Source organism: Streptomyces sp. NPDC036764, from assembly GCF_055609385.1.
Genome location: NZ_JBVJPT010000001.1, coordinates 2,274,916 through 2,291,032 on the forward strand (window position 1 = coordinate 2,274,916; position 16,117 = coordinate 2,291,032).

A 16,117-nucleotide genomic window follows, 5' to 3' on the forward strand; every position below is an offset into this window, starting at 1 on the left:
CCTCCGTGCTGCCACAATGGGAACTTCAGCATGGAATCATTGCTCGAAATGGAATGATGCTGGTGAACAGCCCGGATCCGGTCATCGACGCCAACCTCGCCATCGCGCTGGACGCGCTGCTGGCCGAGCAGAGCGTGACCCGTGCCGCCGCACGTCTGCACACCTCGCCCGCCGCCATGAGCCGCACCCTCGCCCGGCTGCGCCGTGTCCTCCAGGACCCCCTCCTGGTCCGGGCCGGACAGACCATGGTTCCCACCCCACGCGCCCAGGCGCTGCGCGAGGAAGCCGCCACAGTGGTACGCAGCCTCGGAGCGCTGCTCAGCCCCGGCGCGAGCGTCGACCCCGCCAGCCTCCGCAGCACCTTCACCCTTCAGGCCGCCGACCTGGTCGGCGCGGCACTGGCCCCCGGGCTGCTGCAACTGGCCCGGAGGGAGGCGCCGGGGGTCTCGTTCCGGATCCGGGCCGAGGAACTGGAGGGCGGACCCGCGCTGCGCGACGGCCGGATCGACCTGGAGATCGGATCCATCGACCACGTGGACCCCGAGACCCAGATCGAAGAACTGGTCAGCCTCCGAATGGTCGCGGCCGTCCGGCCCGGCCATCCACTCACCGAAGGGCCGCTGACCCCAGCCCTGCTCGCTGCCGCCCAACACGTCGTGGTCAGCCGCCGCGGCCGGTTCACCGGCCCGCTCGACACCGCCCTCGCCGAGCTGAACCTCCGCCGGCGGGTCAGCGTCGTCCTCCCCAGCCACCTGGCCGCGATGACCCTCGCCGCCCGCAGCGACCTCGTCAGCCTCGTACCCGCCGCACCCCCCGGCGCGGCCCCCTCGCCCCTCACCCACGACGCCAACGCCCTCGGACTGCAGCTCCTCGACATTCCCCTGGCGCTGCCACCGCTGACCATCGGCATGGCCTGGCACCCCCGACACACGGCCGACGGCGCCCACCGCTGGCTTCGCGACACCGTCCGCCGGACTCTCTGCACACCGTCAGCGGCTTCGGAGAGCACCGCGGGGGACGCCATCGACTTCGAGTAGTACGACACCGCCCTTCCCCGCAACCGGTCAAGTGTGCCGCGGTCAGGTGTCAGGAGGAACGGTTCAGCCGGGAGGGAGACCCTGTCGTCTGACTGCCCTCGTTACCCAGGGTCAAGGTGTCGGCGCCGGTCTTCGCCAAGGTGTAGAGATTGCCTGGCGCGCACAGCACGCCGGCCGACGGATCCGTGGGAGCGCTTGTGACCGCCTCGAAGACCATGGACGTTTCACGCGTCTCCCGCAGACGCAGCGTCTCCGTGCACCCGAGGTCCCGGCCCGTGCCGTCCTCGGTCACATGGCTGACCTGTCTGCCCACAATCCCGCCCCGGTCCGCAGCATGGAGAGTGACGGTCACGGCCACCCGGGTCGTGCGCGCGTTGACGATGCCGTCGCCGACGAGGCTGCCGGGGCCGGTGCCCTTCCAAGTGCCCACCCAGGTCGCGGGCAGGGCATCGGCGGTAGAGGTGGGGGAGGGAGAGGAGGAGGCGGGCGGGCTCGTACGACCGCTCCCGCCGCCCGCGTCCTCAGTGCCGTCGGGCCAGGCCAGCGCCGTTACGACGGCCGCGGTCACCGCCGCGCCCGCGGCCACAGCCGCCGTCCATGCCCGTGCCGACGGCCGGCCTGGCGCGGACCCGGCCCCGGGCGGGGCGAGGGGCGCGGGGACGGGAGCGGGACTCGACGGGAGGGCGGGGGGAGGACCGTACGCGATGGGTGAGCCGTAGGGGGTCGGTGGCCCGAATCCGCTCTGTGGTGCCGGGCTCGGCCCTGGTTGTGACTCTGGGGGGAGGGGCGCCGGGTGTTCCAGCAGCGCTGCCAGCTCGGTTTCCCGCGTGGCGATGTCCGCCACCAGGTTCGGCGGCAGTGCCGAGGCCCAGACGCCGGGCCCCGTCTGGAGCCGCTCCAACAGCGCGTCCGCCGTGGGACGGGCCTGCGGTGACTTCTCCAGGCAGGCGGCCAGCAAGGGCGCAAGCGTCTGCGGCACGCCGTCGAGCACGGGCTCTTGGTGCGCGATGCGGTAGAGCAGTTGGGCGGCGGAGGGATCCTCGCCCGGGTGCATGAAGGGCCCGTTCCCGGTGGCGGCATACACCAGGACCGCGCCCAGCGAGAAGATGTCACCGGGCTCGGCCGATATCGCCCCGGTGACCTGCTCCGGCGCCATGAAGCCGGGGGAGCCGATGACACCGCCGGTACGGGTGTGCCGGGTGTCATCCGCGGCCCGGGCGATTCCGAAGTCGATGAGCAGCGGATGGCGGCGGGCGAGCAGCACGTTGGACGGCTTGACGTCGCGGTGCGCGAGCCCTGCCCGGTGCACGGCCCGCAGCCCCTCGGCGAGTTCCACCGCCAGCGCCCTGACGGCGGACTCGGGCAGCGGGCCGTCGCGCACCACCCAGTCCGCGAGGGAGGGTGCGGCCACGTACTCGGTGGCCAGCCATTGCGGCCGGTGCCCCGCGGGGCTGTAGTCGACGACCGCCACCGTCCACGGGGAGCGCACCTGGTCGCTGCTGGCGATCTCGCGGGCGAACCGCTGCTCGAACCCCGGGTCCAGGCCGAACTCGGTGCGTACGGTCTTCAGCGCCAGCGGACGACCCGACGCGGTGCGGGAAAGGAACACCTGCCCCATGCCGCCGGCGCCGAGTCTCGCCAACAGGGGGTAGCCGCCGATGGCCGGCGGATCGGTGGGATCCAGACGTCTCATGAAGCTCTCCGGGCGCTGCTCGGGCCGCATGTGCGGTACACCGTGGGTGCGGGGGACGTAGCACCGTCCGTGATGCACGCGGGCCCGTCCTGCCCGCGACGCATTCATATCAGTTCATATCCAGCGGGGCCCGGCCCGGTGGCTCTGCCGTCCACGGCGTGAACGTCCCTGAGATCAGCCGCTGTTGACCGGGTCGCAGGATTGGGGGCACGGTCAGGATGCGATGCGGACGATCGCCATTGACTGCCGCGGTACGCAACCCTCGCTGCTCCGCCCTGCCGAATTACCGGCAGCCGTCCGCCATACTGCGGCGTGCCCGTGGTTACCGCGGCAGTGCAGCCGTCACCATCACTGCGCCACACGTTCGGCCGCGCCATACTGGAGCCTCACATGTCCGACAGTGCCCCCGAGCCCCGTCCCGTCACCGCAGAGGCAGTTCCGCTGGGCACCGGCACCCGCCGATGGCTCTTCCGCCCGCCGCGGCGCCACGGCGAGGTCGACACCAGTCGCAGCGTCAGCTTCCTGGAGCTCTTCTACGACCTCGTCTACGTCGTCCTGGTCGGACAGGCGGCCCACACCCTCGCGGAGGACGTCTCCTGGCGGGGCACGGCGACCTTCGCGGTGGTCTTCGGGCTGATCTGGATCGCCTGGGTGAACGGCACACTCTTCTACGAACTGCACGGCCGCGAAGACGGTCACACCCGCTTGCTGGTCTTCTTGCAGATGCTGTTGCTGTCCCTCATGGCGGTCTACGTCGGCCACGCCGACGGCGACGACGGCCGCACCCTGGCGGCACTCTACGCACTGCTGCTGGCCCTGCTCAGCTACCAGTGGTACTCCGTGTACCGGCAGGACCAACCGGAGCTGCGCAGGACGCCCCGACGCTATCTGATCGTCATGATCGCGGGCATCATCCTGATCGCTGCTTCGGTACCGCTGTCGGCCGACGCCCGTCTCGCGGTCTGGGCGGTGTTCGTCGTCGGTTGGTGCAGCGTGGAGTGCGTCATTCTCATCTTCTGGCGCAGAACGGCGAGTTACGACGTCGTGACCGACCCCATGGTCGAGCGCTTCGGGCTGTTCATCATCATCGTGCTCGGCGAAGTCGTCATCGGTGTCGTGAACGGCCTGACCGAAACCGAACGCAGCGCAATCGTCACCACCACGGGCCTGCTCGGGCTCGCCATCGGGTTCGGCTTCTGGTGGAACTACGCCGACTTGGTGTCCCGACAGTGGCCCCGCGAGGGCGGCCACTCCCTGGCGATCTGGATCTTCACTCACCTGCCGTTGACCATGGCCGTGGCGGCAGCCGGCGCGGGCATGGTCGGGCTTGTGGAGCACGCCACCGATCACCGGACGCCCGTCGCCCTGAGCTGGCTGATGGGCGGGTCCGTAGCCGCGATGCTGCTCACTACCGTGGTGCTGCTGGCCACCCTGGCGGAATACGACCGCCGCCTCTCCGCCTACAAGTCAGTGCAAGCCGTGCTCGTGACGGCAGCCGTCGCCGCCCTCCTCGCCGGCTGGTCCCGCCCGACTCCCTGGCTCCTCGCTCTCATCTTGTTGCTCCTCCTCTCCGCGACCTGGGTTTTCGCGTTCGTGCGGTGGCTACGCCAAGGCTCACTGATCAACGAGAGGCCGGCCCTCTGAAGCCGAGGGCTGGCGTGGTGCTACTGGAGCAGGGCCAGCGCTTCCTTCGCGTTGTGGTCGGCGATCTCCCGCATCAGCGTGCGGTGTGGGAAGTCGCCGTCGAGAAGGCGCAAGGGGCCGGCCACCAACGAGAGGCGCATCGCGAGCATGAAGAGGTCGAGCCGCGCCGGATCGAGTCCTGGGCGTGACAAGGCTCGGTACTGCTCGCCGAAACGAAGCCGCAGGAACACGTGCTCCCACTCGACATCGAAAAACATCAGGCCCTCGATGTCGATGAGGACGGGGTGTCCGGAGGCATCGACCAGGACGTGATCGGGCCCGAGTTCGCCGTGGATCAGTCCGTGTTCCCTGCGCGGAGACACCCGCGCGGCCAGCTCCTGCAGGCGATCTTGCAAGGGGGCTACGGCTGATCCGATCCTGGAGTCGCGTTCGGCCGCCTCCGCGACATCCCCGAGGGCACGCTCAAGAACCAATTGCTCGCATGAAGGGCCGATCGCTTTGTCGCCACGTTCCAGCACGTCCACCCTGCCGTACTGCCGACTGCGCTGCCGGTGCATCACGTCGAGCATTGCTGCCAGCTCGCTCAAGGCATGCGATGCGCGTGCGGGATCCGTCTTCAGGAGCGCTTCCAGAGTGCCGCCGGCAACGTCCTCGACAACTGCCACATCCGCCGGGTAGCGGTGTCGGCTGTCGTCAGCCAGGAGTACGCCTGGAACCCGGACTCCAAGGACGTCCAGCGTCCGCTGAGCGGCTAGGAAGGGGACCAGCCCAGTGGCGGGAGCGAACGGGTCTGCCGCGTCGATGGCCTCCGCAGACGGCCAGAAGTTCTCGGCCTCGGCCCAGACGTAGACGATCACACTCGCTGCACGTGATCCGTCAACGTGAACCCGGTAGACCCCCTTCTTGCTCCCGCCTCGCAACCGGTCCACTCCGACAACGCGGGCTCCCGCCCCCAGTGCCTCGTGCACGATCCCGGACAAGACTTCAGTCTCCGTGAACTGGCGCATCAACCGACCTTATGAGCGGGCGTCCACCGTCACAGAAGGCGCAGGACGCCAGGGGCGCGATCTCCGAAGATCTCGATCAACCAGTCGAAGACGGTCGTTCCGCGCTCTTCACGCGCCGCGGACAGATCGGCACTGACTGCTGGACGGTTCAAGGGATGGCAGCGCGACAGGCGGATCTCCAACTGCCGGGCAGTCTCCGGATAGCCCAGATTCTCGCGAGACACCTGATGGTCCCGCCACTCGACCACATAGTCATCGTCGTCGGGTGCCCCGAAACCGCCGCTGAGACAGTCGGCGAAAGCGTCGAGATTCTTGCCGAAGTAGCCACCGGGACCGTTGATCGCCTCACCGATGACTCGCCAGAAGTCTTCCAGCGTCCTGATCTGAGTGCCGTCCAGCACGTATATCGCGGTCACAGCCCGCAGGATATGTGCGGCTCCGTGACGTGTGCCTCCAGTTATTCGGTGGCGGAACGCATGATCACGCGAAGGCCGCTCTGCGGTGCAAGCCCATCTTGGGCGTACGGTCCGTTCGGCGGCCTTCAGCTGAGCTGTTCGGCGAGTCCGACGATGATGCCCTCGGGACCGCGGACGTAGCAGAGCCGATAGACGTTCTCGTACTGCACGATCTCGCCGACGAGTTCGGCGCCCTGGTCCCGCAGGCGGGCGACGCTGTCCTCGATGTCGTCGACGGCAAACATGATGCGACGAAGGCCGAGCGTGTTCGCCGGCGGGGCATTCGGCTCGGGGGTGATGGCCTTCGGCCTGTAGAACTTCGCCAGCTCCACTCGCCCGTGGCCGCCAGGGACCCGGAGCATGGCGACGTCCTGCCGGACGTCGTCGAGCCCGATGACACGTTCCGCCCCGCGCCACTCGAGTGGCCCCTTGCCCTCGAGCTCCATGCCGAGTTCGACGAAGAACGCGATGACAGCCTCAAGGTCGTCGACGACGATGAGTACGTTGTCCATCCGCTGGATCGCCATGCTGGGCCTCCGGAACCGGAACTAGAGATCTCTGATGACTGAGGTTACGGAGGCTCGAGGTCGAGCGCGGTCTTGGCGACGAAGCCCTCACTGAAGCTGAAGCTGAGGCAGCGGCGGTACTGCACTTGTTTCAAGCGGCGACCGGGATGTCCAGTCGCTCAGCCACGGTGGTGAGGGCTGTTCCCAACGGGAGGGCGACGCGGGTGACGGCGTGGCCGTCGCCTCGGGTCGGATCCCGGTTGATGATCAGCACCGGTTTGCCGGCCTGGACCGTCTCGCGGACGAACCGGAGCCCGGACATCACTGTCAGTGAGGAACCCAGGACCAGCAGCGAGGTCGCCTCACGGATCAGCATGCGGCAGTGTTCGACCCGTTGCGGGGGGACGTTTTCGCCGAAGAACACCACGTCCGGTTTGAGAATGCCGCCGCAGAGCGTGCAGGGTACGACTCGGAAGTCGCCCACCTGTGCGTCCGTGAGGTCGGCGTCACCGTCAGGGTTGATCGCTGCCGCCACCGGATCGAAGCCCGCGTTGGCCGCCTCCAGGCGCTCTGCCAGTTCAGCGCGCGGGCTGAAGGTGCCGCAGGAGAGGCAGACGACCTGCGCCAGGCTTCCGTGGAGTTCCACGACATCCTCGCTGCCCGCGGCCTGGTGCAAGCCGTCGACGTTCTGGGTGATCACAGCGGTCAGCAGACCGTGCCGCCCGAACGCGGCCACGGCCCGGTGCCCGGCATTGGGCCGGGCCCGGCCGAACGTGCGCCAGCCGAGGTGGCTGCGTGCCCAGTAACGACGCCGGGCCCGGTCACTGGCGGTGAACTCCTGAAACGTCATCGGCGTGTGCCGGCTCAGGCTCCCGCCCTCACCCCGGTAGTCGGGGATACCCGACTCCGTGGAGATGCCCGCCCCGCTGAGTACCAGCACACCGCCGGTGCTCAGCGCATCGGCGACCGGCTCCAGATCCGTGGTGGCCGACGGCCAGTCCTGGGGCGGGGTCCAGGCGAGAGTGGGGCGCATGCGCATGCCGCCAGGGTACGCAGCGGGCTGCGCCCGGGTTCTCTCGCACGGCGGCCTGGTTCCCCCCGGCCGCCGGCGAGGCCGGGCCAAGGGGCGTCGGTGAGGCACGATCCGCTGGTGTGGGCGAAGCAGCCCCGGGTGTTATTGAATGAGGTGTGCGGTCAGGAACCTCGGGACCCTGTCGCCCGGGTTCTGGTACGGCCCCGGTGCTTTGCCGGGGTCGGCGAGCGAGCTGAGAGAGCCGCATGGACTCCACCCCCCACCCCTCGTCTGCGTCGCCGTTCGACATGGTCAGCAGCGCTTTGGGGCGGTACATCCCACGCGGCGCAGCGGCAGCCGCCGCCGGTTCCGCCGACTCGCAGGGCGAGGGCGCCGCCCGCCAACGCGCACAAGCCAATCCGGCCCCCGGCCGTCAGGAGCAGATCCTTGGCGCGGTCAACCTGGACCGGGATCTGAGAATCACCCGCAGCAATCTGGACGCCCCCGTTTTCGCGGGGGTCGAGGCCGTGACCGGGAGCCCTTTCGTCGATCTTCTGCCTCCCTGGGACGTTCCGACCGTCACTCGGCGGTTGCGGCAGGTCCTCGAGACCGGTGAGCCGCACGTCGCCAGGGTTCAGCGCCTGAGGCGCAGCGACGGGTCGGAGCTGGTGGTCTCGATGAGCATCCTGGCCGCCGCGGCGCCCCAGGACGGCCTGACCGTGTCGCTGATCGCCATGGCCAAGAGGCTGCACCTGTACGCCGCCGAGACCGCCATCGGCACCTCGTTGGACATCGGCGAGACCGCGCAGTCGCTGGCCGAGTCTCTGCTGGCCTGGGGAGACGTGGCCGCCATCGACCTGGACCTCGCCGTGTGGACGGGCGAGGTGGTCGCCGAGCAGCCGCAGCGGCGCATCCGGCTGCGGCGGGCTGCCCTGGTGCCGGACCGGGCGTGGCCCGACGGCTATGTGACTCCGGGTGACGATCTTCCCAGCGATGCGAGTCGTCTGCTGTCGCAGGCGATACGGCGTGACGATGCAGCGCAGGCCATCGTCATCCCCGACCGGGCGGCGATCGAGCGGGTGCTCGGCAGTGCGCGACTGGTACGAGCCCTGGTGCCCAGCGACCGAGCGGCGGGTGTGGCGTACATACCGCTGGTCCTGGACGGCGCCCCGCCGGTTGTTCTGGGGGTGGCAGAGGTCTGGAGGCGGGCGGACCGCCCCTTCCACGACAGTGAGCTGCTCGACCTGCAGGAGCTGGTGGCCAGGACCTCCCATCACGTGGACCTGGCCCGTCAGCACCAGCGCGAGCACACGCAGGTGCTGGCTCTGCAGCGCCGACTGCTGCCACGGTCCGGCGGCGACACCATCGAGACGGCCAGCATCTACCAGCCCGCCACTCCGGACAGCGCGGGCGTCGGCGGTGACTGGGTGAACAGCTTTCCGCTGCCGGACGGCCGTACCGCGCTGGTGGTCGGTGACGTCGTCGGGCACGGCCTGGGAGCGGCGGCGACCATGGGGCAGCTCAGCATGGAGGCCCGCGCGCTGCTGTCCGCGGGGCTGGCGCCCGACGAGGTGCTGGAACACCTGGACGAGACCGTGACGCTGCTGGACGACGCGGAGTCGGGGCTGGCCGCCGGTTACAGCGCCCTCGGGTCGACCTGCTGCATCGCCGTCTACGACCCGGTCAGCCACGAAGTGGCGCTGTCCAGCGCCGGCCACCTCCCCCCGGTCCTGGTGCCCCCGGACGGCCCCGGCGGCCCGGTCGAAATACGCCCCCACCCCGGGCTGGGCGCCGAATTCGCGCTGCGGGAGCCGTTCGACGTACACGTGTTCGCCGCACCCTCGGGCTCGCTGCTCGCCCTCTACACCGACGGCCTGGTCGAGGATCCCGCGCTGCCGATCGACGAGGGCATCGGCAGGCTGGCGGACGCCGTGTCCACGGTGCACCCCTGGGATGCCCTGCCGGAGGCCGCGCGTCAATTGGTCGCAGCCCTGGCACCTGCGCGCCGGCGCGACGACGTGACCCTGCTGCTCGCGCGGATGATCGGCTACCGCAAGGGGGACACCGCGACCTGGCGTCTGCCCGCCCGAGGCGACGCGGCAGCCCAGGCCCGCACGCTGGTCGCCGCGCTGCTGGGGCAATGGGGCGTCAGAGACGACACCCGCGACAGCGTGCTGCTGGTCGTCAGCGAACTGGTCGCCAACGCGGTCCGCTTCGCCGCCGGACCCATCACGCTACGGCTGATCAGGACCGGTGACGGGCTGCTGTGCGAGGTGGGCGACACCGGAAACGGCAGGCCGCGGCTGGGCCGCAGCGAGCTTTTCGACGACGGTGGTCGTGGCTTGCGCGTCGTGCATGGACTCACCACCCGGTGGGGGGTGCGGTGGACGGACACCGGAAAGGTGGTCTGGGCGTCGGTCGCGAGGTGACGCGGTTGCGGGTGGGTGGGGTGACGTGCGCTCGTCAGACGGCGCGACCAGCGTAGCGGGCGGCGAGGGCTGGTACGGGTTGCCGAGCCCGCACTACAGCCACTCGCCTTCCAGGGCGGTGGCCGTGAGGCCCGGGGCCGCCGCGTACAGGACGGCGCGGCTGCCCGGTTCCTGCCCGGCGTCGTGTGCCCTCCGCATGATGTCGAACACGGCGGCGCCTCCACGGTTGCCGCTGGTGTAGCTGTCCCGGCTGTAGTCCAGCAGCCCCGACGGCCAGCCGTCGGGCATCGTCTGCTCCATGTACTCCAGCACTCGCGTCCCGCCGGGGTGCGCGAGCAGCACGTCGGGGTGCCAGGAGTTGGGGTCGTCCTGGTAGCGGGTGCGCAACCACTCCCACATCGCGGTGACCGTCTCCTGTACGGCGCGCGGTCCGCGCCGGTCCATCACGAAGTGGGTGCCGTCCGCCTGTGTCTCCAGGCGGTGCAGGTCCTGGGTGCCGGGCAGGGTGTGGTTCCAGGCGGCGTCCAGTCGCAGCACCGACTCGGGCCTCGGGCGGCCCGTGACCACCGCGGCGACCGCGGTGTCCGCGAACAGCAACCGGACGATCAAGGACTCAAGAGTGTCGTCCGCGGGCTGATAGGTAGTGCTCAGTGCCTCCGCGATCACGACCAGGACCACCCGGTCGGGGTCCGCGGCCACGAGATCCGCCGCCAGCGCCAGGGAGCGGGTCCCGGCGATGCAGGCCCACTGCGTGGCCGGCAGCAGCATCACGTCGTTGCGCAGCGGGAGCTTGTTGGCCAGGGCGACGTCCAGCCCCGGCAGCGCCGGGGTGGTGGAGTTGCTGGTGATCAGGCAGTCGACGTCCGCGGCGTCCAGCCCGGCGATCTGCAGGGCACCGCGCGCCGCACGCTCCCCGTAGGACTGCACGGCCGCCCAGGCCGGCGCCGTGCGCTCCTGGACCGTCTGCGGCGCGGGTATCGACTCAAGTGCGGCGATCACGCGATCCATGTCCCCTTCGGTGAACCCGTTGCCGGCCAGGGCCTCTCGGGTCGGCCCGACGCCGGCGGCCGGCAGGCCACTCCCGTTGCCGGGCGCGACGGCGGTCTCCAGCGGCAGCATCCACCCGCGGGCGTCGATGCCCGTACTGGCCGCGATGCCGTCAATTCGCGGCGTCCAGGCCGCGTGCGGGTGCCGGTCGTGCACCTCCGCCACGATCTGGCTGGTCTTCACGGTGTGCTGGCCGTGTATCACGGCAGGCGGGCACAGGTAAGCGGCCATGGGTGGCACCTTTCTACGGGGGATGAGGCAGTTCGTCACGAACGCTGTGGCATGCATCACTTCGGCACGGTGTGTCCAAGTCAATGCCTGTGCGCTCTACTTCGGGCTTCTGAATCCGCTTCGAGCATGGGGGCTAAATGGACATTTGCGCTGTGATCTGGGCAACTTGGATCAGCCCTGTGATGCGTGATGCGGCGCACACTGCTGTGCGTGGAGCCCGACGCGGTGCCGTACCTGTCTGACGCATCGCCAGTCCACGGTTCAGTGGTCGGGGTGCACTCTGCTCATCGAGCTGGTGCAGCCTCGGTCTCGCCGGTGAAGGGCTGCCGCCTGATGGTCAATAGGAGAGCTCCGGCTCCCTCGCGGGCGCCCGCTCGGCGCCTCTTGCCGCCGTCATTGGTTACGGGACGGGACGCCTGCTGGGCTTCAGGCCCACAGGGACGAGCTTGCTCAGCGGACTCGAGCCACTCCTGCGTAGATGCCGCTGTCCTCCGCCTCCGAGGCCGGGGTGGCGGCGAACCAGTCCGTCGCCGTCACCAGGCCGGGTGACACCAGGTCCAGGCCGTCGAAGAAGCGCTCCACCTCTCCGCGCGTGCGGAAGGCGAGCTGGATACCACCCTTGGCGTACTCGGCGACGACCTGCTCGGCGAGTTCCGGAAACAGGTCGGACGCGGCGTGCGACAGGATCAGATAACTACCCGAGGGCAGCGTGTCGACCAGGGCGCGGACGATGCCGTGGGCGTCCTGTTCGTCGGTGATGAAGTGCATCAGCGCGATGAGCGACAGCGCGACGGGGCGGTCGAACTCCAGAACGTGTCGGGCATGCTGGACGATCGCTTCCGGGTCGCGCACATCAGCTTGGATGTAGTCGGTCGCTCCCTCGGGACGGCTGATCAGCAGCGCTTCTGCGTGACGCAGGACGATCGGGTCGTTGTCGGTGTAGACGACCTTGGCCGACGGCACGACGTTCTGCACGATCTGGTGGAGATTCGGCTCGGTCGGAATTCCCGTGCCTATGTCCAGGAACTGATCGATACCCTGCGCGGCGAGCCACGCGGCCGCCCGGTGCATGAACTGTCGGTTCTGCCGCGCGGCGTCCCTCGCCTCGGGCGGCAGCATCTCACCGACCGCTTCGTCGACCGGGTAGTTGTCCTTGCCACCGAGAAGCCAGTCATAGATCCGCGCGGGATGTGCCTTACTGGTGTCGATCGGCAGAGACGGCTGTGAGTTGGTCGTCATGGCAGCTCCATCGCGCCGGTGTAAGGATGCAGACCGGGTTCGCCATGATCGTACTCGGGTATCTCATCTTCCTTGCGTGCGGGCCGAGTTGAACAGCGGCAACTGGACCGGGGGACCAGTGACTCTGTGACGAGGCGGAGTTCGGAGGCCCCGGCCGACGACGTGCGAGGCGTTCGGTCTGCTGCCTGCCTGTGCGGTCCGGGACGCATGCGACGTGCCGTCGGGGATCACGCGCCTGTGGGGCGAACTGCTGGTGGTCCGGTTCTCGGGAAGCGTGCTGGGGCGGCGGGCGCGTGATCAGAACCAGTGCAGGCAGTGTGGGGAGCGTTCGGTGCGGAAGAGGGCGTCGGCGAGGGCGGCCGCGCCCGGGCTGTGGGCGCGGATGTGGCCGGCGCGAACGAGGCTGCTCGGGGCGGTACCGCCGAGGTAGACCGAGCCGAGGTCGCGCACGTCCAGGGACAGGTCAGGCGCCCGGTCCGTCGGGACACAGTCGGCCTTGCTGTCCCGGACGGTCAGCAGGTAGCGGTTGTGCTCGCCGAGGAAGGGGTCCTCGACGTCGAGGACGAGCTCGCCGTCCATGAACCATCCGCGCGCGGTCAGAGCACGCGGGACGTCCAGCAGTCGCACCCAGAGCCAGTCGGTGTCGCCGCTCACCTCGCCGGCGCGGAAGTCCGCGAACTGCCAGCGCAGCGGGTGCTCGGCCGGGACGTGCTTGAACACGACCTGGGAGACCAGGTCGTGTCCGAGTACGAACCGTGCCAGGGCCGTGAAGACGGCGTCGTCGTCGGTGATGGTCTCGTCGACGGTCAAGGTGTTGGCCTCGCCGATCGAGTAGCTGGCGTACCCGTCCGGGACGCCGTGGGCGTCGCGGTGAACGGCGACATAGCGAGGCGCCGGCGAGATCGGGGGCTGGCCCGCGCGCAAGGCCCACCAGCGGTGCGGCCGGGACAACGCGCCGGGCTGGGCGCGGCGGTACCGGTCGTAGACCTCTTCCAGAATCTCGCCGCACTCTGCCCGCCGCAGTACCTCGACCGAGCCGTTCGCCCGCGCGTCGGCCGCTCCGCGAGCCCGGGGGACGGTGAGGGCGGCCCTGTGGCGCGGCACCGTCAGCCGTGCCGTGTAGGTCGCCGGTCCGTAGCCGAACCTGCCGTAGATAGGAGCCTCGGAAGCCAGCAGCACGGAGAGGAGCTCCCCGCGGGCACGCAACTGGGCGAGCTGATGACGCATCATCGCGCTGAGTACGCCCTGGCGCCGGTGCGAGGGCAGGACTCCGACGGCGGTCACCCCGGCGGCCGGGATGAGGACCTCACCCGGCAGGGTGAGCTCGAAGGAGTGTGTGGCGGCGGTCCCGACGGGGCGCCCGTCCGCGCTCAGGGCGAGCAGGCAGCGGTCCATTTCGAGCGCCGACCACCAGAGCCCGCCTCCCTCGATCGGGGTTTCCGTAAAGCGCCCGAACGCGGCATGGACTGTGTCGACGAAGACGTCAAGGTCCTCATCGGTCGCGGAACGAACATCCATTGCCGCTGCTGCCTCCTCGACATACCGACACCACGACGCGCGGTGTCCGGCCACAGTGCAGCGTTCACCGGTGGCCGGCGCAAACGAATTACGAGCGGGCCCCGCAGCCGATCACAGTGCCCAGCCTGGCACCGGGGGTGAGTTGCGGCGCCGGGGCTGGGCGGCGGGGCCTCCCCGCCGCCGCGGACAGCACTTGCGGCGCAACGGGGAAGCAGCCCTATCCGTTCGACTATCGTCATCCGCGGATCGGTTCATGTAGGCAGGGTCATTCGTCAACGTGCGTGAAGGTGACACCCGATGCTGAACTATGGCCTTGATGTCTCCGGGGTTAGGGCGCGATCTTGCTCTCTCCGACTTGGTCGCTGAGGGGGATGATCTCGACGCCCTGGTATCAGCGCATAGTGACTGGACCAAGCCGACACCGGCAGCGGGATGGACGATCGCCCATCAGATCGCTCATCTCGTTTCGGCAGATGCGAACGTTCTCATCGCCGTGCGAACTCCCGAGACTTTCGACGCCGTACTGAAGCAGGCCGAAGCCGCAGGCAGCGATTACGCTGATCTCGACGCCGCCGCAGGAGCCGCCAAACCGCGTTCGGTGCTGCTGGAACAATGAGTCGCGTGCATCGTGAAGCCGCAGGTCACGGGTCTGGTGTGAGTAGCGAGTCGGGTACTCGCGCTGGTCGGCGGCCGATGACCACGGCGTAGATCATCGGGCAGGTCCCGTTCCGGCGGTCTACCGGGTTCGGCTGCGCCCACGACCGACCCCCGCCTACGATCCGTCGGCAGGCTGGCACGCCATGAGATCGAGGGGGCTGCGGAGATGCAGGAGTGACAGTGGATCACCACTCGCCGAGGCGAACTGGACGCCCTTGCCCAGCAGTTGACCAAGCAGACTTTCGTCACTCAACTTTTTTCTCCTCTCAGACAGCGAAAGGTGTGGACGTCCATGTCCACAGGTCCACACTTTTTGGCCGTGGACTGTGGACTTCCGGCCCCGAAACGGCCCTTACGAAACTCTTAGGTCGGGTCCGCACGCCGGCTCAGTCGTCGTCCTCTTTCGTCCTCGTCGTCGTCGAGGAACGCCCACGGGTAGGTTCCGACCTTGGGACCCTGAAGCCTTTCGCCGTTGGACAGCAAAACTTCAATCCGCATGCGGTCGCGGTCCTCCCGTTCGGAGAGGTAGTGCGCGGGTACGTAGAACGAATACGTCACACCATCAAGACCGGGAACCACCGGGGCCGTCGCTGGTTCCTCATGGAACTTGTCGCTGATGATCAGCACACGTTCCCCCCGCTCATAGACCCTGGGAAACCACACCATGTCGACGCGCTCGATCTTCACCGGGGTCGTACCATTGTTTCGGAACCTCAAGACGAACCCGTATGCCTCGGGAAGCTGTTCGGTCGCAGGTCTCACCTCGGTAGTGAAGAGCCGAAAATGGACCTTGGGGTGAACTCGGCGGTACGTCAGGCCCGTGAAGATGACGTTGCTAAGCGCGGCACACGCACCCCCGATGGCGATACCCCGAGCCCACCAGTCAGCAGTCATAGTTACTCCGTCTCTCCCTCTGGAGTCGTACGGAGGCGATGTACCCCCTCTGCGTGCTCCATGAGGTCGTCGAACGTGAGTTGACCTCCATCGGCCGAAGGCTGGTCGAGCGATTTACTTAGCTCCTCCTTGATCCGCAGGCGGAGAGCTGGGTCATAGAAGTCCTTCACGTCCTTCAACCTTGGCCCCTTCACCAAGCGGCCGTTCGGCAGGATGGCTAGGACGCGAGCACTCTTGACGCGGTCGAGATCAAGGATGGCGAGCATGGGGATGTAGGACGTCCACTGAACCCCACCGAATGGCTCTAGGGTTTTTTCCAACCCCTCTTGCTCTACGTCGAGTGGGAAGGCGAAGCGACGACGCTTTCTGGTGTGAATGGGATGCTGTCCCACTCCCACGATAAAGAGCTGGTCCAGCTTGATCGGGGTTGCACTGCGATTGATGAAGTGCACATAAACGAACCCGATGATGGGTCGAGGGCTGCTCTCGGGCTCTGCCCACTCAACGACCAGCTCAGACCTGATCTTCACCTTCGGCCTCGAACGCCGGTAGGTGGCGTACGAGACCAGCATGTTGCTGGCGGTGAAGAGTGCGCTGACCCCAGCGACGATGATCGCGATGACCGAAAGCGACATGGCCCAAGGATGCCCAGCAGCAAGCTAGTTGGACCCCTGCTTGAGGAACCTCAGCGCTTCCGGTCACTGTTGCCTCTACGTCCCCATCTGCCCCTGAAAATGGGCGGTATGCG

At 68.6% G+C, this 16,117-nt stretch carries 14 protein-coding genes; 4 read left to right on the forward strand and 10 right to left on the reverse strand.

All coding sequences use genetic code 11. The features are described 5' to 3' along the window. Positions 1-53 precede the first annotated feature (53 nt). Positions 54-1,037, forward strand: a complete 984-nt coding sequence (locus ACZ69Q_RS09335) for a LysR family transcriptional regulator (RefSeq protein WP_471038906.1) — start codon at positions 54-56, stop codon at positions 1,035-1,037. A 49-nt stretch (positions 1,038-1,086) separates the two neighbouring features. Here the strand turns inward: ACZ69Q_RS09335 and ACZ69Q_RS09340 are convergent, their stop codons facing one another. Next, entirely contained in the window at positions 1,087-2,730 is a 1,644-nt protein-coding gene (locus ACZ69Q_RS09340; protein WP_471038908.1) for a serine/threonine-protein kinase, read from the reverse strand. 390 nt (positions 2,731-3,120) lie between these two features. On the opposite strand from ACZ69Q_RS09340, the gene ACZ69Q_RS09345 reads away from it, so the two are divergent. Continuing rightward, positions 3,121-4,374, forward strand: coding sequence for a low temperature requirement protein A (locus ACZ69Q_RS09345; RefSeq protein ID WP_471038910.1), 1,254 nt, complete (start codon positions 3,121-3,123; stop codon positions 4,372-4,374). A gap of 20 nt (positions 4,375-4,394) precedes the next feature. Here ACZ69Q_RS09345 and ACZ69Q_RS09350 read toward each other — a convergent pair whose 3' ends face one another. From ACZ69Q_RS09350 to ACZ69Q_RS09365, 4 genes are all read right to left on the reverse strand, one after another. After that, positions 4,395-5,381, reverse strand: coding sequence for a phosphotransferase family protein (locus tag ACZ69Q_RS09350; protein WP_471038913.1), 987 nt, complete (start codon positions 5,379-5,381; stop codon positions 4,395-4,397). A 29-nt stretch (positions 5,382-5,410) separates the two neighbouring features. Continuing rightward, the gene (locus tag ACZ69Q_RS09355) at positions 5,411-5,797 is read right to left on the reverse strand and encodes a barstar family protein (protein WP_471038915.1); all 387 of its coding nucleotides are present in this window, start codon (positions 5,795-5,797) and stop codon (positions 5,411-5,413) included. Positions 5,798-5,922: 125 nt separating this feature from the next. Next, positions 5,923-6,363, reverse strand: a complete 441-nt coding sequence (locus ACZ69Q_RS09360) for a VOC family protein (protein ID WP_471038918.1) — start codon at positions 6,361-6,363, stop codon at positions 5,923-5,925. A gap of 130 nt (positions 6,364-6,493) precedes the next feature. Beyond that, a complete protein-coding gene (locus tag ACZ69Q_RS09365) occupies positions 6,494-7,381 on the reverse strand; it encodes an NAD-dependent protein deacetylase (RefSeq protein ID WP_471038920.1) in 888 nt (295 codons plus the stop codon). A gap of 239 nt (positions 7,382-7,620) precedes the next feature. On the opposite strand from ACZ69Q_RS09365, the gene ACZ69Q_RS09370 reads away from it, so the two are divergent. Beyond that, a complete protein-coding gene (locus ACZ69Q_RS09370; protein WP_471038924.1) occupies positions 7,621-9,783 on the forward strand; it encodes an ATP-binding SpoIIE family protein phosphatase in 2,163 nt (720 codons plus the stop codon). A gap of 93 nt (positions 9,784-9,876) precedes the next feature. On the opposite strand, the gene ACZ69Q_RS09375 is transcribed toward ACZ69Q_RS09370, so the two are convergent. The 3 genes from ACZ69Q_RS09375 to ACZ69Q_RS09385 form a co-directional block, all read right to left on the reverse strand. After that, on the reverse strand, positions 9,877-11,061 hold the full coding sequence (locus ACZ69Q_RS09375; protein WP_471038927.1) for a beta-ketoacyl-[acyl-carrier-protein] synthase family protein: 1,185 nt from the start codon (positions 11,059-11,061) through the stop codon (positions 9,877-9,879). Between the two features lie 450 nt (positions 11,062-11,511). Continuing rightward, a complete protein-coding gene (locus ACZ69Q_RS09380; RefSeq protein ID WP_471038929.1) occupies positions 11,512-12,300 on the reverse strand; it encodes an SAM-dependent methyltransferase in 789 nt (262 codons plus the stop codon). Positions 12,301-12,597: 297 nt separating this feature from the next. Further along, on the reverse strand, positions 12,598-13,818 hold the full coding sequence (locus ACZ69Q_RS09385) for a GNAT family N-acetyltransferase (RefSeq protein WP_471038930.1): 1,221 nt from the start codon (positions 13,816-13,818) through the stop codon (positions 12,598-12,600). A 355-nt stretch (positions 13,819-14,173) separates the two neighbouring features. Here ACZ69Q_RS09385 and ACZ69Q_RS09390 point away from each other — a divergent pair, with 355 nt between their 5' ends. Further along, positions 14,174-14,434, forward strand: coding sequence for a maleylpyruvate isomerase N-terminal domain-containing protein (locus ACZ69Q_RS09390; protein WP_471038932.1), 261 nt, complete (start codon positions 14,174-14,176; stop codon positions 14,432-14,434). Positions 14,435-14,838: 404 nt separating this feature from the next. Here the strand turns inward: ACZ69Q_RS09390 and ACZ69Q_RS09395 are convergent, their stop codons facing one another. Together ACZ69Q_RS09395 and ACZ69Q_RS09400 are read right to left on the reverse strand one after the other, a co-directional pair. After that, positions 14,839-15,369, reverse strand: coding sequence for a hypothetical protein (locus ACZ69Q_RS09395; protein WP_471038934.1), 531 nt, complete (start codon positions 15,367-15,369; stop codon positions 14,839-14,841). Positions 15,370-15,371: 2 nt separating this feature from the next. Then, positions 15,372-16,004, reverse strand: a complete 633-nt coding sequence (locus tag ACZ69Q_RS09400; RefSeq protein ID WP_471038940.1) for a hypothetical protein — start codon at positions 16,002-16,004, stop codon at positions 15,372-15,374. Positions 16,005-16,117: the final 113 nt, after the last annotated feature.

What these genes read in the sequence shown, in the direction of transcription:
- ACZ69Q_RS09370 (WP_471038924.1), top strand. Translation starts at nt 7,621, where the DNA reads ATGGACTCCACCCCCCACCCCTCGTCTGCGTCGCCGTTCGACATGGTC.
- ACZ69Q_RS09335 (WP_471038906.1), top strand. Translation starts at nt 54, where the DNA reads ATGATGCTGGTGAACAGCCCGGATCCGGTCATCGACGCCAACCTCGCC.
- ACZ69Q_RS09360 (WP_471038918.1), bottom strand. Translation starts at nt 6,363, where the DNA reads ATGGCGATCCAGCGGATGGACAACGTACTCATCGTCGTCGACGACCTT.
- ACZ69Q_RS09395 (WP_471038934.1), bottom strand. Translation starts at nt 15,369, where the DNA reads ATGACTGCTGACTGGTGGGCTCGGGGTATCGCCATCGGGGGTGCGTGT.
- ACZ69Q_RS09385 (WP_471038930.1), bottom strand. Translation starts at nt 13,818, where the DNA reads ATGGATGTTCGTTCCGCGACCGATGAGGACCTTGACGTCTTCGTCGAC.
- ACZ69Q_RS09380 (WP_471038929.1), bottom strand. Translation starts at nt 12,300, where the DNA reads ATGACGACCAACTCACAGCCGTCTCTGCCGATCGACACCAGTAAGGCA.
- ACZ69Q_RS09365 (WP_471038920.1), bottom strand. Translation starts at nt 7,381, where the DNA reads ATGCGCATGCGCCCCACTCTCGCCTGGACCCCGCCCCAGGACTGGCCG.
- ACZ69Q_RS09375 (WP_471038927.1), bottom strand. Translation starts at nt 11,061, where the DNA reads ATGGCCGCTTACCTGTGCCCGCCTGCCGTGATACACGGCCAGCACACC.
- ACZ69Q_RS09340 (WP_471038908.1), bottom strand. Translation starts at nt 2,730, where the DNA reads ATGAGACGTCTGGATCCCACCGATCCGCCGGCCATCGGCGGCTACCCC.
- ACZ69Q_RS09350 (WP_471038913.1), bottom strand. Translation starts at nt 5,381, where the DNA reads ATGCGCCAGTTCACGGAGACTGAAGTCTTGTCCGGGATCGTGCACGAG.
- ACZ69Q_RS09345 (WP_471038910.1), top strand. Translation starts at nt 3,121, where the DNA reads ATGTCCGACAGTGCCCCCGAGCCCCGTCCCGTCACCGCAGAGGCAGTT.
- ACZ69Q_RS09400 (WP_471038940.1), bottom strand. Translation starts at nt 16,004, where the DNA reads ATGTCGCTTTCGGTCATCGCGATCATCGTCGCTGGGGTCAGCGCACTC.